The sequence below is a fragment of the Hyphomicrobium sp. B1 genome (genome assembly GCF_049532635.1).
Taxonomy (GTDB): Bacteria; Pseudomonadota; Alphaproteobacteria; order Rhizobiales; family Hyphomicrobiaceae; genus Hyphomicrobium_B.
The window spans coordinates 1,718,684-1,739,162 of record NZ_CP134871.1 but is presented as its reverse complement, the minus strand read 5'-3'; the positions used below and the strand labels follow the sequence as shown (position 1 = coordinate 1,739,162).

The 20,479-nt window shown below is 59.0% G+C and carries 15 protein-coding genes; 8 read left to right on the top strand and 7 right to left on the bottom strand.

Annotated elements, in window-relative coordinates:
• Nucleotides 1-165: 165 nt before the first annotated feature.
• The 5 genes from RLW55_RS08395 to RLW55_RS08375 form a co-directional block, all read right to left on the bottom strand.
• Nucleotides 166-2,379 carry a TonB-dependent receptor gene (locus RLW55_RS08395; protein WP_409561091.1) on the bottom strand — a complete coding sequence of 738 codons (2,214 nt, stop codon included), beginning with the start codon at nt 2,377-2,379 and terminating at the stop codon, nt 166-168.
• Between the two features lie 381 nt (nt 2,380-2,760).
• Complete coding sequence (locus RLW55_RS08390; protein ID WP_423416122.1) at nt 2,761-6,108, bottom strand: error-prone DNA polymerase; 3,348 nt, start codon at nt 6,106-6,108, stop codon at nt 2,761-2,763.
• Nucleotides 6,105-7,646 carry a Y-family DNA polymerase gene (locus RLW55_RS08385; RefSeq protein WP_423416121.1) on the bottom strand — a complete coding sequence of 514 codons (1,542 nt, stop codon included), beginning with the start codon at nt 7,644-7,646 and terminating at the stop codon, nt 6,105-6,107. The genes RLW55_RS08390 and RLW55_RS08385 overlap by 4 nt, the downstream gene beginning before the upstream one ends.
• Nucleotides 7,570-8,217 (bottom strand): ImuA family protein, encoded by a 648-nt coding sequence (locus RLW55_RS08380; RefSeq protein ID WP_423416120.1) that lies wholly within the window; start codon nt 8,215-8,217, stop codon nt 7,570-7,572. The genes RLW55_RS08385 and RLW55_RS08380 overlap by 77 nt, the downstream gene beginning before the upstream one ends.
• A gap of 118 nt (nt 8,218-8,335) precedes the next feature.
• A complete protein-coding gene (locus RLW55_RS08375) occupies nt 8,336-10,834 on the bottom strand; it encodes an EAL domain-containing protein (RefSeq protein ID WP_423416119.1) in 2,499 nt (832 codons plus the stop codon).
• Nucleotides 10,835-11,309: 475 nt separating this feature from the next.
• Here RLW55_RS08375 and RLW55_RS08370 point away from each other — a divergent pair, with 475 nt between their 5' ends.
• The gene (locus RLW55_RS08370) at nt 11,310-11,720 is read left to right on the top strand and encodes a DUF7282 domain-containing protein (RefSeq protein WP_409561096.1); all 411 of its coding nucleotides are present in this window, start codon (nt 11,310-11,312) and stop codon (nt 11,718-11,720) included.
• Between the two features lie 85 nt (nt 11,721-11,805).
• Here RLW55_RS08370 and RLW55_RS08365 read toward each other — a convergent pair whose 3' ends face one another.
• Complete coding sequence (locus RLW55_RS08365) at nt 11,806-13,062, bottom strand: MFS transporter (RefSeq protein ID WP_423416118.1); 1,257 nt, start codon at nt 13,060-13,062, stop codon at nt 11,806-11,808.
• A gap of 83 nt (nt 13,063-13,145) precedes the next feature.
• Here RLW55_RS08365 and RLW55_RS08360 point away from each other — a divergent pair, with 83 nt between their 5' ends.
• The 7 genes from RLW55_RS08360 to RLW55_RS08330 all read left to right on the top strand — a co-directional run bounded on the left by RLW55_RS08360 (nt 13,146) and on the right by RLW55_RS08330 (nt 19,643).
• Nucleotides 13,146-13,607 carry a septal ring lytic transglycosylase RlpA family protein gene (locus RLW55_RS08360; protein WP_423416117.1) on the top strand — a complete coding sequence of 154 codons (462 nt, stop codon included), beginning with the start codon at nt 13,146-13,148 and terminating at the stop codon, nt 13,605-13,607.
• Nucleotides 13,608-13,707: 100 nt separating this feature from the next.
• Complete coding sequence (locus RLW55_RS08355) at nt 13,708-14,991, top strand: NAD(P)/FAD-dependent oxidoreductase (RefSeq protein WP_423416116.1); 1,284 nt, start codon at nt 13,708-13,710, stop codon at nt 14,989-14,991.
• A 66-nt stretch (nt 14,992-15,057) separates the two neighbouring features.
• Nucleotides 15,058-15,954 (top strand): ABC transporter permease, encoded by an 897-nt coding sequence (locus tag RLW55_RS08350; protein ID WP_409561100.1) that lies wholly within the window; start codon nt 15,058-15,060, stop codon nt 15,952-15,954.
• Nucleotides 15,951-16,775 carry an ABC transporter permease gene (locus RLW55_RS08345; protein WP_423416115.1) on the top strand — a complete coding sequence of 275 codons (825 nt, stop codon included), beginning with the start codon at nt 15,951-15,953 and terminating at the stop codon, nt 16,773-16,775. The genes RLW55_RS08350 and RLW55_RS08345 overlap by 4 nt, the downstream gene beginning before the upstream one ends.
• Before the next feature lie 41 nt (nt 16,776-16,816).
• Nucleotides 16,817-17,881, top strand: a complete 1,065-nt coding sequence (locus tag RLW55_RS08340; protein ID WP_423416114.1) for an ABC transporter substrate-binding protein — start codon at nt 16,817-16,819, stop codon at nt 17,879-17,881.
• A gap of 66 nt (nt 17,882-17,947) precedes the next feature.
• Nucleotides 17,948-18,565 (top strand): cupin domain-containing protein, encoded by a 618-nt coding sequence (locus RLW55_RS08335; RefSeq protein ID WP_409563308.1) that lies wholly within the window; start codon nt 17,948-17,950, stop codon nt 18,563-18,565.
• Nucleotides 18,555-19,643 (top strand): ABC transporter ATP-binding protein, encoded by a 1,089-nt coding sequence (locus tag RLW55_RS08330; RefSeq protein ID WP_423416113.1) that lies wholly within the window; start codon nt 18,555-18,557, stop codon nt 19,641-19,643. Before RLW55_RS08335 ends, RLW55_RS08330 begins: the two co-directional genes overlap by 11 nt.
• 23 nt (nt 19,644-19,666) lie before the next feature.
• Here RLW55_RS08330 and RLW55_RS08325 read toward each other — a convergent pair whose 3' ends face one another.
• On the bottom strand, nt 19,667-20,440 hold the full coding sequence (locus tag RLW55_RS08325; RefSeq protein ID WP_414463979.1) for a DeoR/GlpR family DNA-binding transcription regulator: 774 nt from the start codon (nt 20,438-20,440) through the stop codon (nt 19,667-19,669).
• Nucleotides 20,441-20,479 lie beyond the last annotated feature (39 nt).

Below are 20,479 nucleotides of genomic sequence, written 5' to 3'. Positions count from 1 at the left end.
CATTGAAAACCGGTGCACGTCTCGGCGGAGGCTACTCCGGAAAACGCCGCCACCAAGGCCGCGATCGGTAAAAGAGATTTCAGTAATGGAAAATTGCGCGACATCTCTATTCCTTATCGAAGGCCGGCGCTATCGAAGCGCCGGCGATATGTTGAGATCGTGATCCTAGAATTGCGTGCGCATGCCGACGTAGAAGTTGCGTCCCTGCTCGGGATAGCCGTCCGTCAGCGTGTAGTTCTCGTCCGTCAAGTTGCGAGCGTTAAAGATAAGGCTCGTCTTGTCGTTGATGTCGTATTCGGTCTGAAAGTTCGCGAGCGCGAATGCCCCAGTTTCGTAATACACGGTGCCGGCGGTGTTGACCGTCCAGCGATCAGTGGCGAATTCGACGTTCGGCGTGATGCTCCAGGCGTTGGTGATCTTGTACGTGGCGTAGGCAATGCCCTTCACCGCCGGCAGGCCGGTCAGCTCGAATGATGGGTTGTCGGGATTATGCACGTCACGGCGGATCCAGGTGATGTTGCCACCGACGAGCAGCGAGTCGTTCACTGCATAATCGATTGAATATTCTATGCCGTAGTAATGGCCGTCGCCGACGTTCTGGCTTTGAGTCACTGCCTGCCCATCATAGATGAACGGCACCGATTGAATGAGGTTGGTGACATCGCTGTAGAACACAGCAGCCGACATCTGGCTGTTGCGCGCGAAATTGTTGGCCCAGCCCACTTCGTAATTGATCGAACGCTCAGGCTGAAGACCCGGATTCGACGTGGCGCCGCCGAAGCGTGAGCTGAAACGCTCGAAAATCGTGGGGAATCGAGTGCGGTCGGAAACGCTCGCGTGCACCGTGCCGGTATCGTTGTAGCGATAGACGATGGCCGACTGCCAATTGAGCGCGTCGGTATCTTTCTTTGGATATTCGAACAGACCGTCGGTCGTCGTGAACTCCTGGGCCTCGTAAAGCCTGCGCCAGTCGTAGCTGATGCCAGAGACGATATCGATGCGATTGGTGGCGCGGAGCGTGTTCTCGAAGGCGACGGAATAGGTGTCTTCCAGATCGGTTTGATCAGGTTCCCAGAAGCAGGGCGTGGTTTTACCGCAAGATACGCCCTTGACGTTGTAGCCTTGCGATTCCGTGTGGTTATCGCGCCGATAAAGGAAGGTTGACTTCAGCGTGTCCCACGGCGTGATGTCGAGGCCGTACAGGATGCTGCCGCCGCCCGCCCAGTCGTTATAAATACTATCGAAGGCTTTTGGAGTCTTCTGCGTGGTCTGAGCCGCATCGTCGTAGCTCATCAGGTTATCGCTGAAAGTCGTGTAGTAAACTTTGGTTTCGACGAACGACGCCGGAGAGAGTTTCGTATGTGAAAGCCAATAGATGTTTTGCTGCGTGGTGTCCGGCCAATCCCAATAGCGCTGCGTCGAGACGGGATCCGTTACGTGGTAGGGCGCGCCCTTGGAATTGTTCATTCGCACGTAGTTGATCGAATAATCGTCGGTCGCATTCGGGGTCAAACCGATTTTGGCGTTGGCTTCCCAATTGCTCTTGTTGGAATGATCGCGCTCGCCGCCGTTTTCGACCGACGTCGGCTTGAAATTGTCCGACAGGTACCAGCCATCCAAATCAAGCACAGAGCCGCTGACCTGCGCATAGTATCCGCGCTGCCGCGTTCCGAACGACGCGTAGGTTCTATAACCCTCGTATTGTCCGTCACCGCCGAACATCATGCCGCCTTCGATCTGGCCTTCGAACGGTTTGGTCGGCTTTTTGGTCACCATATTGATCCAGCCACCCATGCCGCCGGGTCCGTTGAGAACCGACGTGTAACCCTTCGCAATCTGCACTTCGGACAGATTGGCTGTCAGGAAGCTTGAGAAGTCGATGCGGTTATCGGCCGGACGATAGATCGGGATACCATCTATCGAGATCGGAACCTGCCAGCGGTCAAAGCCGCGGACGAAGATCAGCTGTTCGTTGCGCGTGCCGCCTGAATTCGATGCGGCGACGCCGGGAGCCAGAGACAGCGACTGATCCAAGGTCGCTTTCGAGAACGTCCACATAGCGTCGTTCGTGATCGCCGTGCCGCCGACCATATCGATTTGGCCGAGGGTAAAAACGCCTGCGGATCCTGGCAGGCCCTGACTGGATGCTGCGGTATCGGTGCCGCCGTCGGCTTTTTTAGATTTGCTGGCTGTACCTTTTGACTTGCCGTCGTCGATGCCCGCGGATGTGCTGCTGGGCTTTTGCGAAATGAGCTGTTTCGGAGCTGCCACCACGACGGGCGGCAAGGCGACGGACGATGCATCCTGAACGTTTTGTGCGGCTTCTTGGGCTTTCAGGTTTCCAGCAGATGACATCGCAAAGGCAGTGAACGCTAACACACGAACTTTTCGCCGGCACATTCGCTAATTCCCCCAACTCCAATTACGCAAACGATATAGCCGAACGACTATGTTGAAAGTTGCGGGGATGCAATACGCATGGCCGAGGCGATGGCGCCTATCGGATGCAGTGTGGCAGTTTGGTTTCAGTGAACAGATTAGTGAATCGAAATGTCGCTTCCACATTGCCCACTTGCCGAAGACTGCGTGTGTTCGTTCGCAGTCGAGGCATGCAACTGGGTCACGACTTCGGGGATCCGCGGTGGCGTCTTGCTCTCCGACACGTACTTGATTTCGGCGAGCCACATGGTCCTGCCTGTTTCATGGCGCCTGCGGCTGTGATCTTGAGAGACCAAGTCCTTCGTTGAAAGGGGCGTTCGATCAATGAAAATCCCTAGAGCCCGGCAGAATGCGGACGTTGCGGGGATGGCCCGCACGTGAATGCTGGGGATGCACGAATTCGTCGGCATTAGATAATTCGATCGTCGGCTCGTAGGCGTCTGAAAGGCGAGAAAGCTCAGCCGTCCGGTCGATGACACGCGCCGCCATGAGATGGATAACGTTTTCGGGACTGCGCTGCACTTTGCCTTCGATCAGCAGCAACCGGGCGCCCATAACCTCCTTGCGGAACTTCTCGAACGTACGCACCCAAAGCACGGCGTTCGTAATTCCCGTCTCGTCCTCCAAAGTTATGAAAATGGCATTGCCCTTGCCCGGGCGCTGACGCACGAGAACAACTCCGGCGACGCGTCCTCGGCTGCCGTCACGTTGAGCCGCAAGCTCGGCGCAGGTGGCAATGCCTTCGCTCCGGAAGATGTCGCGCAGACATTCCATCGGATGGCCTTTGAGCGACAAACGGGCGGTCTGGTAGTCCACCGCGATGTTTTCTCCGAGCGACATTGACGGCAATTGCGCATTAGGCTCGTCACCCAGATCCGGCTCGCGCGCGGCAGCGAACAACGGCAGTTCGTCTGCCTCCGGCAAACGCCGCGCCGCCCACAACGCGTCTCGGCGATGAATACCGACAGAGCGGAAGCAGTCGGCATCGGCAAGCACGCGAAGCGCCCGTTGCGGCAGACGGGTGCGCTGCGCCAGGTTATCGAGGTCGGCATATCCGTTTCGGCGCAGCTCAATCAGCCGTTTGCACCACGCCTCCGACAAGCCGTCGACTAGCCGGAAACCGAGACGCAGCGCCGTTTTGCCGTCGGCGCCAGCGCACAGCGTATTGTCCCAGTCGCTTTCGTTGACGTCCACCGGATAGACTTCGACGCCATGATTGCGCGCGTCGCGCACGATCTGTGCCGGGGCATAAAATCCCATAGGTTGCGCATTCAGAAGCGCGCACGCGAAAGCCGCCGGATAGCGGCATTTTATGAAGGCAGAGATATAGACGAGCCTGGCGAACGCGGCGGCGTGACTTTCGGGAAACCCATATTCGCCGAAGCCTTTGATCTGCTCAAAGCAGCGCTGTGCGAAATCGCGATCGTAGCCACGCTCGACCATACGCTCGACAAGCATCGATTCGAATTTATGGATCGTGCCGACATTGCGAAACGTCGCCATTGCGCGGCGAAGCTGATTGGCCTCGGCATCAGTGAACTTTGCCGCGACCATCGCGAGTTGCATCGCCTGTTCCTGAAACAGCGGAACGCCGAGCGTTCGCGACAGCACGTTGCGAAGCTCATCAGGATCGTGCGGTGGCGCGGGCGATGGAAAGGTTATCTCTTCCGGATTTTTGCGGCGGCGCAGATAGGGGTGCACCATATCGCCTTGGATAGGCCCCGGCCGTACGATCGCGACCTGGATGACGAGATCGTAGAACTCTTTCGGCTTCAGGCGCGGGAGCATGTTGATCTGCGCCCGGCTCTCGACCTGAAAGACGCCGATTGAATCGCCCTTCTGCAGCATTTCGTAGACATCCGACTGCTCGGCAGGAAGGTCGGCGAGATCGAAGCTCTTGCCTTCGTGCGTGCGGATCAGGTCGAACGCCTTGCGGATGCAGGTCAGCATGCCCAGCGCGAGAACGTCGACTTTCATCAGACCGAGAACATCGATGTCGTCCTTGTCCCATTCAATGAAGGTCCGCTTATCCATCGCGGCATTGCCGATGGGAACAATGTCGTCCAGCCGTCCCCGAGCCAGCACGAAGCCGCCGACATGCTGCGAGAGATGGCGCGGAAAACCGAGAATACGTGTCGCAAATGCGATCGCCTGGCCGATGACCGGATTGCGCGGGTCAATGCCGGCTTGCCGGAGATGCGCTTCGGACAGTTTCGATCCCCCGCTTCCCCACACGGTTCCGGCGATGCGGCTGGTGATGTCTTCACTCAAGCCCAGAACTTTGCCGACTTCACGAATAGCGCTGCGCGGGCGATAGCGGATCACCGTCGCCACGAGGCCCGCGCGCTCGCGTCCATAGCGCTTATAGATGTATTGGATGACCTCTTCGCGCCGTTCATGCTCGAAGTCGACGTCGATGTCCGGCGGCTCGCGCCGCTCGCTCGAAATGAAACGGGCGAAAAGCAAGTTATTGCGTTCAGGATCGACCGACGTGATCCCGAGCACGTAGCAAACGGCGGAATTCGCTGCTGAGCCTCGTCCCTGACACAGAATTTTTTGTTCATTGGCGTAGCGGACGATGTCGTAAACGGTGAGAAAGTACGGTGCATACTCGAGCTTGGCGATGAGTGCCAACTCGTCCGCCACCTGATTTCGCACTTTATCCGGGATGCCTGCCGGATAGCGCTCGTGCGCTTTCTGCCACGTCAAATGCTCAAGCCACCCTTGCGGTGTCCAGCCGGGCGGAACGGGCTCGTCGGGATACTCATATTTAAGCTGCCCAAGAGAAAAGTCGATGCGCTGAAGAAGTTCCTGCGTGGCGGAAATGGCGGAAGGACAGTCGCGGAATAGCTGCGCCATGTCCGCGGGTCGCTTGAGGTGGCGCTCTGCGTTGGCTTCGAGGCGCCGGCCCGCCGTCTCGATGCGCAAGCCTTCGCGGATGCACGTCAGGATGTCTTGCACCTCCCGTTGCTCCGGTATGTCGTACAGAACGTCGTTTGTGGCGATCAGCGGCACATGCGTTAAAGCAGCGACGCTCATCAGATGATGCAGCTCTTCCCGATCGTTTCCGCGCAAATGCATTGCAGCGGCAAGCCATGTTTTTCCGGGCGCTGCTTCTGAAACAATTTGCACATGCGCTTCGAGGCCACCGCGCACCGACGGCGGCATGAGGATCAATTGCAGATCGGCGCAGTCCGAAAGCAAATCTTCGCGTTGCAGACTGCATTCGCCCTTCTTGGCCTTTAGCTTGCCAAAGCTGAGCAGACGGCAGAGCCGCGCCCAACCGGCCCGATTTTCGGCATAGGCGATGATATCCGGGGTGCCGTCGATGAAGACGAGGCGTGCGCCGACGAGCAACTTGAAATTTTTTGCGCGAGCTTTGACGGCTTCTGAAATGCCGGCCCAATCGTCGGCGTTCGCATCGTCGATCCAAGCGTATTCGCCGGGGCCGGAGCCTTCGCGGACTTTTTGCGGAGCGGGCAATCCTTCGTTCCGCAAGTCTTCGAGAGCGCCGTAAGCTCTGACGACGCCGGCGAGTGTATTGCGGTCGGCAATGCCGAGCCCCGTATGGCCAAGAAGGACGGCGCGCGCGACGAAATCCTCAGGGTTTGAGGCGCCGCGCAGAAACGAGAAATTCGTGGTGGTAGCAAGTTCGGCATAGGGCGTCATGGAAACACTCCATGCAGGAACCACCGAGGCTGTCCATCGGCCGCCGTTACGGCTGCGCGGAAAATCCAGAAGCGCCGCCCTTCAGAGCTTTCGACACGATAGTAGTCGCGCACACCATAGTCTAACTGTGGGCGCCACCATTCTTCGGCAATGCGCTCCGGACCGATCGCGTTCGCAATGCGATGCGTAACGCGGCGCCAGCGGATGCTTTCCAGCCTATCATCTTTATCGGCTTCGACGTCGATCGGATGCGGGCGCGCATAGATCAGTGGCGGACGCAGACCCGCCCTGCTTTGGATCGTCTCCTGCTCCCATTCGTGTGGCGATGCGGGAAGCGCTGCCGGAACCGCAGCCTGCGCCCGTTCCGGGATATGACTATCGACCGGCTGCAATCGCATTACGCGCTCGCGTCCGAACATGATGCTCAACCGGTCGACGAGTTGCGCGACCTTGTCTTGCTGGTCGTCTTGCGCATTGAACGTGCACTGGCTCTCAGTCCACGGTTCAGCGCGCGTCGCCTCGAAGCAAATGAGATCGAAACCGAAGCCAGGATCGAGCGGGTCGGCGAGGCCATCGAGACGGTCGCGGTAGAGGCGCAAGATCCCTTCAGGATCGCGTGTCGGGCGGCTGGTCTCGACGCGGATGCGGCGGACGACGCCGTCAGCCCGAAAAAAAGTTCCCGTAAAGATGCGGCCGCCGACGCTTCGCGCTGCCAATTGATCGCAGACGGACGCAGCCAGATCGGCGAGCATGTTGGCAATGACCTCGTGGCTCGCAACCGGCTCGGCGCAGCGCTGCTCGGCCCTGTAAGGCGCAGGCTGGCGGCGAGGCGCGATTCGTCTGTCTTCCTCTCCGAGCACGCGGGCGAGCTTGGCCGTGAAAGCCGACGAAAAACGGGCGGTGAACAGCAAGGACGGCCGGTCGGCAATCTCGGCGACAGTCCTCAGCCCGGCGCGCCTCAAGGCAGTTGCGTCTTCTTCCGCGCATTCGAGCGCCGCGACAGGAAGTACCCGCACAAGCCTAGCGTCCTCGACAAAGCATGGATTGACGTCAGAGAAGCGCGCCAGTGCGCGCGCCATATCAGGCGTCGGAGCGACGGCAAGTTTCGCGACTGAGATGCCGGCCGTCTGCAAAACCTTCTGCAGGCGCGCGGCAAGCATCGTCTCACCTGCGAAGAGATGGCTGCATCCTGTGATATCGAGTGCGAGACCGTCGGGCGGATCCAAGGTGACCGAGGGCGTAAAAGCCAGCGCCAGATCGGCAAGATACGCAACGAAAGCGGTATCGGCTGAGGGATCGGCCTCGATGGCGCGCAATCGCGGCATCCGCGCCCGCGCGTCGACGAGCGTCATTCCAGCTCGCAGGCCGACGGCTAGAGCCCGGGAATCGACGGCGGCCAATTGCGAGACGCCCTTGACCTTGGCAACGAAGACCAGCGGCAGAGGTGCGCCGCCGCCGTTGTCACGCTGCCAACGATCCGACGACAGGAACGGCATCCAGAGGCACAGATACCGTCTGCGCGAAACATCGCCGCTCATGATCCCACTCCAAGATACAGCTTCTCTCATCGAGACCCGACGAGCTTTTCAGCACGAACACGTCGAAGGCTGCCCGCCGCTGGCCGTTCGGCTTCATCTGAGGTGCACCCTGCACGCGCCAGCGGATTTGCGCGGCATTGGGGGCGATGCGGCCACCGTGCCGAATGAGCACGATCTCGACTCCCGACTTCTCCGCAGCAAGTTTCAATCGTCGGCTGGCCGTCAGGTCGATCGGAGCGGCCGTCTCCAGGATGACGGCATGCAGCGCACTGCAACGCACGCCTTCAAGAGCGGCGCGCAGTCCGTCAACGGAAGAACGCGCTTCCACAACGATGCAGCTCTCGGGAGACAGGCCAAGCGCGACCAAGCCCGGACCATAGGCGTCTCCGGTTTCCGCGATTGCCGCTGCCTCGCGCACCCACAACAGCATGGCATCGCGCGGCGCTGCTGCCTTCGTCTGGGCCGCCAGCGTCAGGCCGAAGCCGACAGCCGCAGCGGCATGCCCCGGCCCGGCGACGACTTCGCGAAGAATGACAGGGGCTGAGGGGGCGCAAATCGAGAGCGGCAGCATGGCAAAAGAGAAAGAGCCTCAGACATGATTGTTCACTTTTTGTTCTACAGCAGGATAGCCGCCCTGTCCAGTCCTGCTTTTGCAGTCGACAAGGCAGCGATCTCGCGAGAGATGCCGCTCAGACAGCCTCTTTCTCCAGCTTCGGTGTCCGATGCGCCATCAGATACAGAATCTCATCCGCCGGCCGTGGCTCGCTGAAGAGATAGCCTTGCACCTCGGTGCAGCCCTCATGGCGAAGCTGTAGCAGCTCCGCTTCCGTTTCGACCCCCTCCGCCGTCGTCGCCATGCCGAGCGCATGGCCGATGCTTGCAACGGCACGCACGATAGCGATGGAATCCGGATTGGCCTCGAGATCCTGAATGAACGACCGGTCGATCTTGATCTTGTCGAACGGAAACTTCCGCAGATAACCAAGGCTCGAATAGCCCGTGCCGAAATCGTCCATAGAGATGCGGACGCCGAGGGCGCGCAGTTCATTCAGCATCGCAACCGTTGCATCCGTATCGCGCAGCAGGACCGTCTCGGTGATTTCAAGTTCGAGGCGATACCCAGGCAGGCCTGATTTCGCCAGCGCACCGACAACCTGAAGAACGAGCGCATTGTTCTTGAACTGCAGCGGCGAAAGATTTACGGCGACCTTGACGTCTGATGGCCATTTCATCGCATCTGCGCAGGCGCGATCCAGCACCCAGTTGCCGATTGCGCCGATCAAACCGATCTCTTCGGCGAGCGGGATGAATTCCACCGGAGAAACCATTCCGCGCGTCGGGTGTTGCCAGCGCACGAGCGCTTCGAAGCCGCTGACCTCGTTCGTGTCGAGAGAAATTAGCGGCTGGTAAAAGAGTTCGAGCTGGTTACCGTCAATTGCCTTGCGCAGATCAATTTCGAGCGCGCGGCGTTCCTGCAGCTTGGCGTCCATGCCAGGCTCGAAGAAGTGATAGATGCCACGACCCGCTTCTTTGGCGCGATAGAGTGCCATATCGGCGTTCTTCATCAGCTGATCCACGGTGTTGCCGTCCGTCGGCGCCATTGCAATACCGATGCTAACACCCACCGCGACCTGGTGCCCGAGCACTTCGAACGGCGCACTCAATTCGGCGATGATGCGCTGCGCTAAGATCGTGACTCCGAGAGGCTGATCGGCATCGATTTGCACGATTGCAAACTCGTCGCCGCCGAGACGCGCGATGATGTCATGTTTTCTGACGCAGGCGCGCAGCCGATCCGCCACCGCCTGGAGCAGAGCGTCCCCGACGGGATGCCCAAGCGTGTCGTTGACCGTCTTGAAGTTGTCGAGGTCGAGACAAAGAATTGAGACGGTGCGACCGTGCTCGGCGCCCTTGAGCGCCATTTCCATAGCCTCGTGGAACCGCACTCTGTTGGGAAGGTCGGTCAGAGCGTCATGATGCGCCATGTGGGCGATTTTGGCGTCCATCTTGCGCCGCTCGGTGATGTCTTCATGAATAGCGATTGAGCCACCGTCACGCATCGGCTGATGGGAAATGGCGATGACCTGGCCGTCGGTCAGTTCTTCGATTCGATAGATTGGATCGCGGCCGGATGCCGACTCGATATGATCGACCAAAGCCATTTCCTGAAACTTCGAGAAATGGCCGTTCTTACGGCGCTCCCGCAATATCGATCTGAGGGGCGTGCCCGCGACGGTCAGCTCTGGCTTCAGACCGTAGAGCTCGGCATAGCGCCGGTTGCAGATGATGAGATTTTGCTCAGCGTCGAACATGCAGAGACCCTGAGGCAGGTTGTTGATCGCAGCATCGACACGGGCGTATTGAACAGCCAGCGACTGTTGGGCCTCGGCAAGCTTCGTCAGCATTGATTGGAATGAACGCGCAAGCGTTCCGATCTCGTCGGAGCGGCGGAGCAGATCCTCATCGAGATCCAGTAACATCGCCCCGCCTTCTCGAACTCGCAGCGCAGCTTCACTGAGATGACGAAGGGGACGCGCCTGCGAATAGTGAACGAGCGCCAACGCCAATAAAACGATTAACGACGTGCCGATTGCTAAGATCGCGATGATAACCTCAAGCATCGCGTTCTGCTCGGCTTCCGCCTGGGCAAGGACCTCACGGGATTCAGCGCCGAGGAGATTGGTCAGCCGGTTCATCTGCCCTAGCGCGTCGTCGAGCGCCGCATCGAAACGGAGATCGAGCATTTCATCAGCACGACGTTTCTTGTCGCTGGAGAGGATCGCATCGCGAAGCGGACGTACGGTGCCTTCGAGATATCGCAGCTTGCTCTGGATGAGGTCGCAATCTGCGCCACGCGCGGGGAAATAATCGGCGACGGCGGAGATCCAGCGGCGTGCAGCTGCGATTTGATTGATGGCTTCGCGGCTGGCCATCCGCGCATCGTCCAAGTCCGATGCGGACATGCTTTTATAAACAGCCAAGCCGACATCGTTCAGGGCCGCCTTGGCATCGGACAACGCGAGGCGTGCGGGTCCAACACGCTCAATCATTGCGCGATTGACCCGATCGAGACTTTGCGCCCCTTCAAGCACGAAGAAGTTAGCGAGCGCCGATAGCGCCCCAAGGGAGACAATGAGCACCGCGGCTTTGGCGGCGATGCCGAAGCGGAAAACGATAGGCACTTTCATGAGAATCTATGCTGCCAGTTGGACCGGCGCCGGCATTAGATCAAAAGTGTTTTATCTTCACTAACGCGTTGAAAATGATGCCTAATTCACTTTCTAATATGTCAGTTTGATGACAATGAAAAATGCACAGAAAAATGATGTCGAGGCGGACGCGCCGAGCAATCTCTTCGGCGTCAGCACGTCGCTCGTACTCCGATGGTGGCCTCATGTAGGTCTTCTAACCGCCACGAGGTCGACGGCACTTAGCCGATGATCGACACAAGCGCAGCTTAAGAATGATGCGTTAGGGCCCACGAAGAGGGTCACGCCGGACTCAAACAAACGTGAACCGATATGGCCAAGCGGCTTACTTTTTTTCTGCAGCGGGCACCATACGTCAAACATAGCGATCTTAAATTCCCGCTCGCGCAACTCGGACGGGGCGCGGGGAGGTTTTCGAGTCGCCGAAGCCAACTTGCCAGAATGGAGATCCCCTATGTCTCGTCTGAAAATCAGCAGTGGAATCGCCGCCGCCACTCTTATGCTGTTCGCCGTACCGATGTCGGCCTACGCCCTCGTAGAGAATCCTTCTAGCACTATGTCGCAAACGCCGCCTTCAGTGATTGTGTTCAACCAGAAACCCAAGGACGGCCAAATCAACGTCACGTATGCGTTTATGCCGTCGGCTGGGCACTTCGTGATTTACGGATCGAGTGGTTCGGGCAAAGCCAATGACTCGATCGTCGGCAGTGTGAAACTCGATGCCGGCGCGCACAACGACTTCAGCGTCAAGCTCGATAAAGATTTGCCAGCGGGCACATCTTTGTGGGCTTCGCTCACAAACTCCGACAAGCAGCCCTTCTGGAAAAAATCGCTCCCTCTGCAGAACGAATTTTTGATCAAGTAACAAGGCTGCAAAACCTTTGTGCATGACCGCCAGATCGACACAACGCCGGAGCGAAAGCCCCGGCGTTTCTTTGCATAGCCTGCCATCACTCGCGGATGGCTTCGGCTGCTACGAGTTCCGTGCGGAATTTCAGCCAGAGTACGACTGACAGCACGGCGAAAGCGCCCAGCGTGGGAAACATCGCGGCGTAACCGAATTGTTGTGCCATCCACCCGCCGATCGCGGGACTGAGCGCGGCGCCGACGCCTTGTGTCGCCATCACAGCGCCTTGACCGGCGTTGATGCGGCCAGTGCCATTCAATATGCGCGCAACCAATCCCGGGACGGCAACACTCTGCAAACCTGCGCCAATGCCATCGAGGATTTGCACAGGGTAGACGCCCCAAGGCGTCAGCAGCTGTGCAGCGATGACGCCCCGCACCGGCAATGCCAAGAACGAGATCAAAAGCACCGGCCAATACCCGCCGCCTTCAGCCATGTGCATCGCGACAATCGAAGCAACGATCATGCTGGCTTGTGCGACGATGATCGTCATCGCAACGAACGACGGACCGCTTACTTGTCCGTGCGAGACGACGGCCATACCGTAAAGCGGCAGCATCGCGCCGTTGCCGAGATGAAAAGCCAAAAGAGCGACCGCGAGAATAAGAAGCGGCTTGCATTCGAGCAGCACGGCAAGGCTGCTTGCCGACGAGTCGCTTTCACCTTCCTTCATTCCGCGGGCGGCGGCATGGTCGATCGAGGACGGCGGGATCAGCATGATGCATGTTATCGACGGCACACCGAACACGGCGGCCAACGCGAAGATGGCGCCATAGCCGAATTTCCAGCCCAGATAACCCGACAAGGCGGCGCCGATGACGTTGCCTGCATGGTTGAAAGCCTGGTTTCTTCCATTCTGGCGATTAAATCCGCGCTGCCCGACAATTCCGAGCGTAATGGCGTTCATGGTTGGAACGATTGCGGCTCCGGCGATAGCTGTTGCGACTTGCGATGTCGCGACGACCCAGAACTCCTGCGACAGCAAGATGATCGCCGATGCCGCTATCGTGCTGATCCCGGCGACGACAACCCATGCTCGTTTGGCATGCGTGCGATCGATGAATGCGCCTGCGGGGATGACCATCAGCATTCCGGCGATGCCACCAATCGTCATCACAGTGCCGATCAGTCCGCTTTGCCAGTGATGCCCGAGCAGATAGACGCCGAGAAACGGACCGATCCCGGCCTGAAAATCCGCCATAAAGAAATTGACGGCGAGCAGCGGCCAAAGGTGAGCGCCCGCAAGTTCTGGCTTCGTCTGCCTCTCGATTGAAAACTCGCGTGCAGACGACCGTTGCACTTCCCTGCTCCGAACAACAAAGCCGCGATGAAGACGACTGACCAATCTTAAAAGTTCCCGCGGCCGTGCCCGCCGTTGGTGGAATGAAAAGCACCTCGCGGGGCATGCATGAAACATCAGCTCTAATTTGTTGGCTGACCATTCCGGGGCCGGGGATCCAATTTTTCTCGGAACAAGCAAGCGGGCACGGCGTTTCGGTCGCAAGGAGTGCGGCCATGTATAAAGCGACGTTATTTCTTGTGTTTATTCTATTTTCCTCAGATTCCCTCTGCGCAGGACAAGTCGGCATCGCCTCAAAATTTTGCGAATTATCGCGCACCGCCAGCGGACGATCCTATCCGTGCACGGCGCTGGTCGCTGCTCATCGCTCTCTGCCGTTTGGCTCTCGCGTAACAGTAAAAAATCTGGCGAACGGTAAACGCGTGACGGTGACGATCGTGGATCGCGGGCCGTTCGTCAAAGGACGGATTATCGATCTTTCCGAGGGCGCGGCGCGCCAACTCGGCTCGGCGGATTTGATGCGGGTGGAAATTTCGGCCCAATAGCCCGCGACCGAATGTTCGCGGGCCCGTCAGGTTCTTTACAAGCTTTCATATAAATGAAAAACTTTCGCCATTCTTCATTTAGGAAGGATGGGGACATCTCGTGACAGCTTTCACGACCGCTTCGGCATGGGCCGATACGTCTTCAGGGGCGCTTCCCGACGATCCGCTGCGGCCCGACGAACATTGCGACCTTGCGATCATCGGTGGCGGGATTCTCGGACTTTGCTCTGGCCTTCATGCGGCGCGACAAGGACTTGCTGTCCGTATTGTCGATGCGGCGCGGATTGCCGACCGCGCTTCGGGTCTCAACGGTGGGCAGGTCATCGCGGGATTTAAGTACGATCCTGATTGGCTCATCGAGCATTTCGGCGACAAGCGAGGATCAGCACTGGTGTCGTTCGGTGCGTCGACGCCCGATGCCGTCTTTGGGCTCATCGAGCGCGAGAATCTTAACGTCCCACGACAAGCCAAAGGCTGGATCCAAGCTGCGCATTCTGAAACGGCATTGAAGGCCGCGGAAGATCGCGCGGCGCAGTGGATCGCGCGCGGTGTGCAGGCAAAAATTCTTACCGCCGATGACGTGACACAGATGACCGGAGCGCAGGGTTATCTCGGTGGCTGGCTAGATCCGCGCGGCGGAGCGATCCAGCCTTTTACGTACACACGCGAGCTTGCGCGCATCGCCGTGGCAGCCGGCGTTCGCATTGCGGAAAACACGCGAATTTCGCGGTTGCGGCGCGAAAATTCGTCATGGGCGCTTGCGACAGCAGATGGAAAAACGCTGCATGCGAAATCCGTTATCGTTGCGACGAACGCCTATGCAGACGGTCTTATTCCGGGCCTCGCGCGCACGCTGTTACCGCTGCACTCATTCCAGATTGCAACCGAGCCGCTCCCCTACGAGGTGCTCGCAAATATTCTTCCCGGCGGCCAGGTCGTTTCGGATTCGCGCCGCATCGTCACCTATTACCGCAGAGGACCGGACAATCGCATGCTTCTCGGCGGGCGCGGCTCGATGGCGGAGCCAACGAGCCCGAAAGCCTGGGCGCACCTCGAACATGCGCTGAAGCGGCTCTATCCCGCTCTCACCGATGTAAAAATCGAAAAGCGCTGGTATGGGCGCGTCGCCGTCACGCTCGATTACTTACCGCATGTTCACGAACCGGAGCGCGGCTTGATGGTCGCCGCGGGATGCCAAGGGCGCGGCGTCGGCCTGATGACGGCGCTCGCTCCGCGTCTCGTCGACTATCTCGCGTCACGTGATCCCGAATGCATTCCGCTCCCAATCACGCCGATAAATCCGATCCCGTTTCACGCGTTTCGCAACATCGGCATCGGTGCAGCCATCGCGTGGTACCGGCTGATCGACATGCTGGAGCGCTGAGTAATACAGCGATTGACATTTTCGCAAATGTGAAAAACTATCCTGCCAGTTCAGGATTGCGAGTTGATGAACGCTTCCGCCGAAACTGACCACGCAATACCGGCGGCCTCTGCGCGCCACAGAGGGCTATTCCAGCTTGGAATGTCGGCGCCGGGTGCGCTGGCGACATCCATCCTCGTTCTCTTTGCGCTTGGCGTGGTGCTGTTTCTGAGCTTCAGAACGAATGATGGCTCTCTGCTCGGCGGGGCGTTCACGCTCCGCAATTTTTCAGACACGTTGTCCGATCCACTTTACGCAACGATCATCCTCAGATCGCTGGCGATTGCCGGTTTCGTTACGCTTGCGACGGTCGTGACGGCCTATCCGGTGGCGTACTATCTGGCGTTTCACGCCGGCAAGCATCGCGGATTGTTGCTCTTCATCGTCACGCTGCCGTTCTGGACCAGCTACCTGTTGCGCGTTTTCGCGTGGAAAGTCGTGCTGGCGTACAACGGCGTTCTAAACTCGGTTTTGCTGACGACCGGGCTCACGTCGGAACCGATCCTCGCGTTTCTCAATACGCCGGCCGCTGTCGTCGTAACGCTGGCACATGCCTATGCGGCGTTCGCAATCCTGCCGATTTACGTCGCGCTGGAGAATGTGCCGCGTTCTCTGATCGAAGCCGCAGAGGATCTTGGTGCGCGGCCGTTCACAATCTTCCGCAAGATTATCCTGCCGATTTCGATGCCAGGCGTCATGGGGGCGGCGCTCGTCGTGTTCGTGCCGACCGTTGGTGACTACGTTACGCCAGCCCTCGTCGGCGGACCAAACAGCACGATGATCGGCTCGATGATCCAAGCGCAGTTCGGCAAGGCGAACGATTGGCCGTTTGGCGCGGCGCTTGCGGTGATCGTGATGCTGGTGATCCTTGCCGTTGTCGTGGCTGTGCGGCTTGCCGACAAGCACTTCGGGAGCCGGACATGAGCGCGGGCGCGGCTTGTTCGAAAAACGCGACGTGGCTCAAGGGTTATATCCTTGCCTACGTGCTTTTTCTCTATCTGCCGATCGCGATCATTCCGATCTTTTCGTTCAACAATTCGATCCAGGCGGCGTTCCCGCTGTCGGGTTTCACGCTCGAATGGTACCGCAGCCTCGTCAACAACGAAAATCTTCACCGCGCCTTCGAGACGAGTCTGATCGTCGGATTTTCCGCGGCGTTCCTGGCGACGTCTATTGGCATGACGGTCGCCTACATGGAAATTTCGGCAGGCGATCGCGTTTCGCGCGCGATATCGGCGCTGGCGCGGCTGCCCATTCTCATTCCAGGCGTCATCGTCGGCATTGCTCTGCTCATTCTGGTCAATCTCGCCGGACTTGGCCCTTCGCGCACGGCCATCGTGCTGGGGCATACTCTCGTGGCGCTCCCGACCGCTGTCGTCATCATGCGGAGCCGGTTCCTGTCGCTGCCGAAAAGCTACAGCGAAGTCGCGATGGATCTCGGCGCGCACGAATGGACGACCTTCCGGCGCATCATTCTGCCGCTCGCCACCCCCGCCATCGCATCGTCGTTCATGCTGTCGTTTCTGACGTCGTTCGACGAATTCATCGTCGCGTTCTTTCTGTCCGGAACCGAGCCGACGCTGCCGCTCTACGTCTGGGGGCAGTTGCGCTTTCCGAAATCGCTTCCGAGCGTCATGGCGCTCGGCTCCGTCATTCTTTTGGCTTCGGTCGTCATTGCGACAACCGCCGAGATCATCCGGCGGCGCGGCGCATCCGCGACCGAACTTCCCCTCTCTTTCAAATGAAGTGTGCCGAGCTCTTGAACGCGAACAGGGAGTATCAAGTTATGCAGGGATTGACGTTACGAAACACGCTGCGCAAGGCCGTCGGCCTGGCGTCTCTGGTTGCGGCCATCGCAACACCGGCGCTTGCCGCCGACAAGCTCACCTATTTTACATGGTCGGGCTATGAACTGCCCGCCTTCAACAAGAGCTTCCTGAAAGAACATCCGGACGGCGTCGAAACGTCGGTCTTCAGCGATGACGATGAAGCTTTCACGAAAGTGAAAGCCGGTTTTCATCCCGATCTCGCGCATCCCTGCTACGACAAGATCGCGCGCTGGAACAAGGAGGGCCTGCTGCAGCCGATCGATACGAAGCGGATCAAGAACTGGGATACGATTTTCCCGGTCTTCAAAGACCTTCCCGATATTCAAGCCGGTGACGGCAAGGTCTGGATGGTACCTTGGGATTGGGGCAATACCTCTGTCCTCTACCGTACCGATCTCGTGAAAGATCCCGCTCCATCGTGGAACCTGCTGTGGGACAAGCAATACGCTGGACGCCTTGCGACGATCGACGCGGTTCACGATACGCCTGTCGTCGCGGCCATCATGGCCGGCGTCAATCCGTTCGACATGTCGCCAGCCGACCTCGAAAAAGTCGCTGCGAAGCTGCGTGAACAGCGACCGCTGCTGCGGGCCTACACGACGGACATGACCTCGGTCGAACAATCTCTCGCCAGCGGCGAGCTTGTCGCGGCGATGACATGGAACGCTTCGGCGACCGCCCTTAAAAAGCAGGGCGTGAAGGTCGAATTTATGAAGCCGAAGGAAGGCATGCTGACGTGGGCATGCGGGTTCGTGATGCTGAAGGACGCCAAGAACATCGATCTCGCCTATGACTTCATCAACAGCCGCCTAGAGGGCGACTCAGGCAAAGAGCTCATCACGCAGTACGGCTACGGCAGCGCTTCGAAGGCGGCATTCGATCTCGTTCCGAAGGAAGAGCTTGACCGTCTGCAGCTTCCGGCCGATCCGAACGTCGTTCTGAAGAGCACGGTTTTCACTGGACCGATGAAGCAGAACGACGAGCTCGCCAAGATGTTCGAGAAGATCAAGGCTGGCGGCTGATCGCGCGCCAATCGAAGACAAAAGATGCAGCTCTTTTTCAGATAGAGGGTCACGACTGTGGCGCGGATGAAGGTAAAAGAAGCACGCGACGAGGCTTCCGATCAGACCCCCTCCGAGGCGGACATTCGCCTCGGCCGCCGCATTCGTGCGCTCCGACTCGAACGAAAGCTCGGCATCACTGATGTTGCCCAGCGCGCCGGAATTTCCGTCGGCGCGCTGAGTCAAATCGAACGTGGCTTGACCTCGCTGAGGATTCGCGTGCTCTGGCCGTTGGCCGCTGCACTCGGTGTCGAGCCGCACAGCCTGCTTGGCGACGACGAGAACAAGAGCAGCGATCTTTACGTCGTCCGTGCGACGAAGAGAAAGGAAGTGCCGGTTCGATCGCAGGGCATGCGTAAGGAGTTGCTGTCTCCGCCGGGTTCGGTGCTGACGGGCCTTTTGGTTCATGTCGAACCGGGCGGCGGGACGGGGGAGTCCTACAGTCATGCGGGCTACGAGTTCGGCCTCGTCAAAAAAGGCCAGGTCGAGTTGACGATCGATAGCGTCGTCTATCTTCTTAAGGCTGGCGACAGTTTCGCATTCAAGAGCACGCTGAAACATTCGTTCCACAACGGCGGCAAAGAGCGGTGCGAGATCGTTTGGATCAACACGACAAAGACGACAGAGATTCGTAATGGCGACTGATTCACTGCTGCGCCTCGACGGGGTTTCCAAAGTTTTCGATAGTGGCACGGTCGGTCTCGATAACGTTACGCTCGACATCGCTCATGGCGAGTTCATTAGCCTTCTCGGCCCCTCAGGGTGCGGAAAGACGACAAGCCTGCGCGTGATGGCGGGCTTTGAAGCGCCGACCAGTGGCCGCGTCCTGCTCGATGGCAAAGACATCACGGCGCTTCGCCCCTATGACAGGCCGCTTAATACCGTTTTCCAAGACTACGCCCTGTTTCCGCATATGAACGTCGCGGAGAACGTCGGGTTCGGGTTATCGCTGCGAAAGCTTCCGGCCGGTGATGCTAAACAGAAAATCGCCGAGGCGCTGGATCTGGTCGGGCTTGCCGACAAAATCAGCGCACGCGTTTCGATGCTGTCGGGCGGTCAACGCCAACGCGTTGCACTGGCGCGCGCGCTGGTGTGCTCGCCGCGCGTGCTTCTTCTCGATGAACCGCTGTCGGCGCTCGATGCGAACCTGCGCGAGCAGATGCAGATCGAATTGAAGCGGCTGCAATCACGTCTCGGCACGACGTTCGTGATGGTCACGCACGATCAAGCGGAAGCACTGTCGATCTCGGACCGCATCGTCGTCTTGAACTGCGGGAGGATCGAGCAGATTGCGTCGCCATCGGAGCTTTACGATGCGCCTGCGACGCGCTTCGTGGCGGATTTCATCGGAAGCATGAATGTTCTTGACGCCGAGATCGTGGAAACGACAACCACAGGCGTGCGCGTCGCTGCGGGTTCGATGATCCTCGAAGTTCCAGCAGAATGCATTCGCGCTACGCCAGGCCGAGGCGGGCCGGTATTGGTATGTGTGCGGCCGGAGGAGCTGACCGCTCATCCGGATGCAATGGACAACACGGTCGCAGCGCAGATCCTATCGACTGTCTTCTATGGTCCGACGCTCCGGCTGTTCGTCGAAACAAATGCCGGCCAGAAGCTGATGATCGACATGGGGCGCCGCCGATCGACCGAAACGTTCGACGCCGGGGCGACGGTGCACGTCCGGCCCGTTCGCGGCTCCGGGCGGCTTCTCGACAAGGACTAACGTTTATGCACGGGCCTGCTGGGTTACGAGGCCACAATGATTTCGGCTCCGGCATCCTTCAGAGCAGCTGCGATATCGTCGGGTGGCTCCGCTTCGGTCACAACCCGCGAGACGGCATCGAGCGGCGCAACCTTGATTAAGCCGCCGCGCCCGAATTTTGTCGCGTCAGCGAGCACCGTCACGGATTTAGCTTGCGCGATCATCGCCCGGGCAACATCCGCTTCCCGGACATCATAATCGAGAATCCCGACCGTCTCGATGGAGCCGACCGCCAACACCGCGTGGACCGCGTGAAACTGACTGATCTGTTCGACCGCGAGCGGACCAAGGTTCTCGGTTCCGTCGGCGCGGTATTCGCCGCCGACCAGAAACGTCGAACTCGATGGGCCTCGCGCCGCGAGTGCAGCGATAGCTGCCGAGTTGGTGATGATCGTCAGTCCGGTCGCCGTCGAAAGCTCTTCGGCGAACCACAGCGTCGTCGTTCCAGTGTCGACGAACAACGTATCTCCAGGTTGAAAAAGCTGGATCGCACGGCGGGCGACGGTGCGCTTGGCATCGGCATTTTCCAACAGTCTGCCCTGAAACGATCCTTCGATGTCAGCGTCGGGAAGTCGTGGCTCCGAGATCGTCGCGCCGCCGTGAATCTTCCGTACACGCCCCCTTTCGGCCAGATCGGTCAGATCCCGGCGAATGGTTTCCCGTGAGGTTCCAAGGAGTTCGGCTAAAGCATCGACCGTTACCCGCTCACGCTCGCGAACGACCTGTTCGATTCGTTCCCGTCTAATTGTAGGTCGCATTTCGCCTTGCCCGTTCGGTCATTCTATTTGACTGTTCAA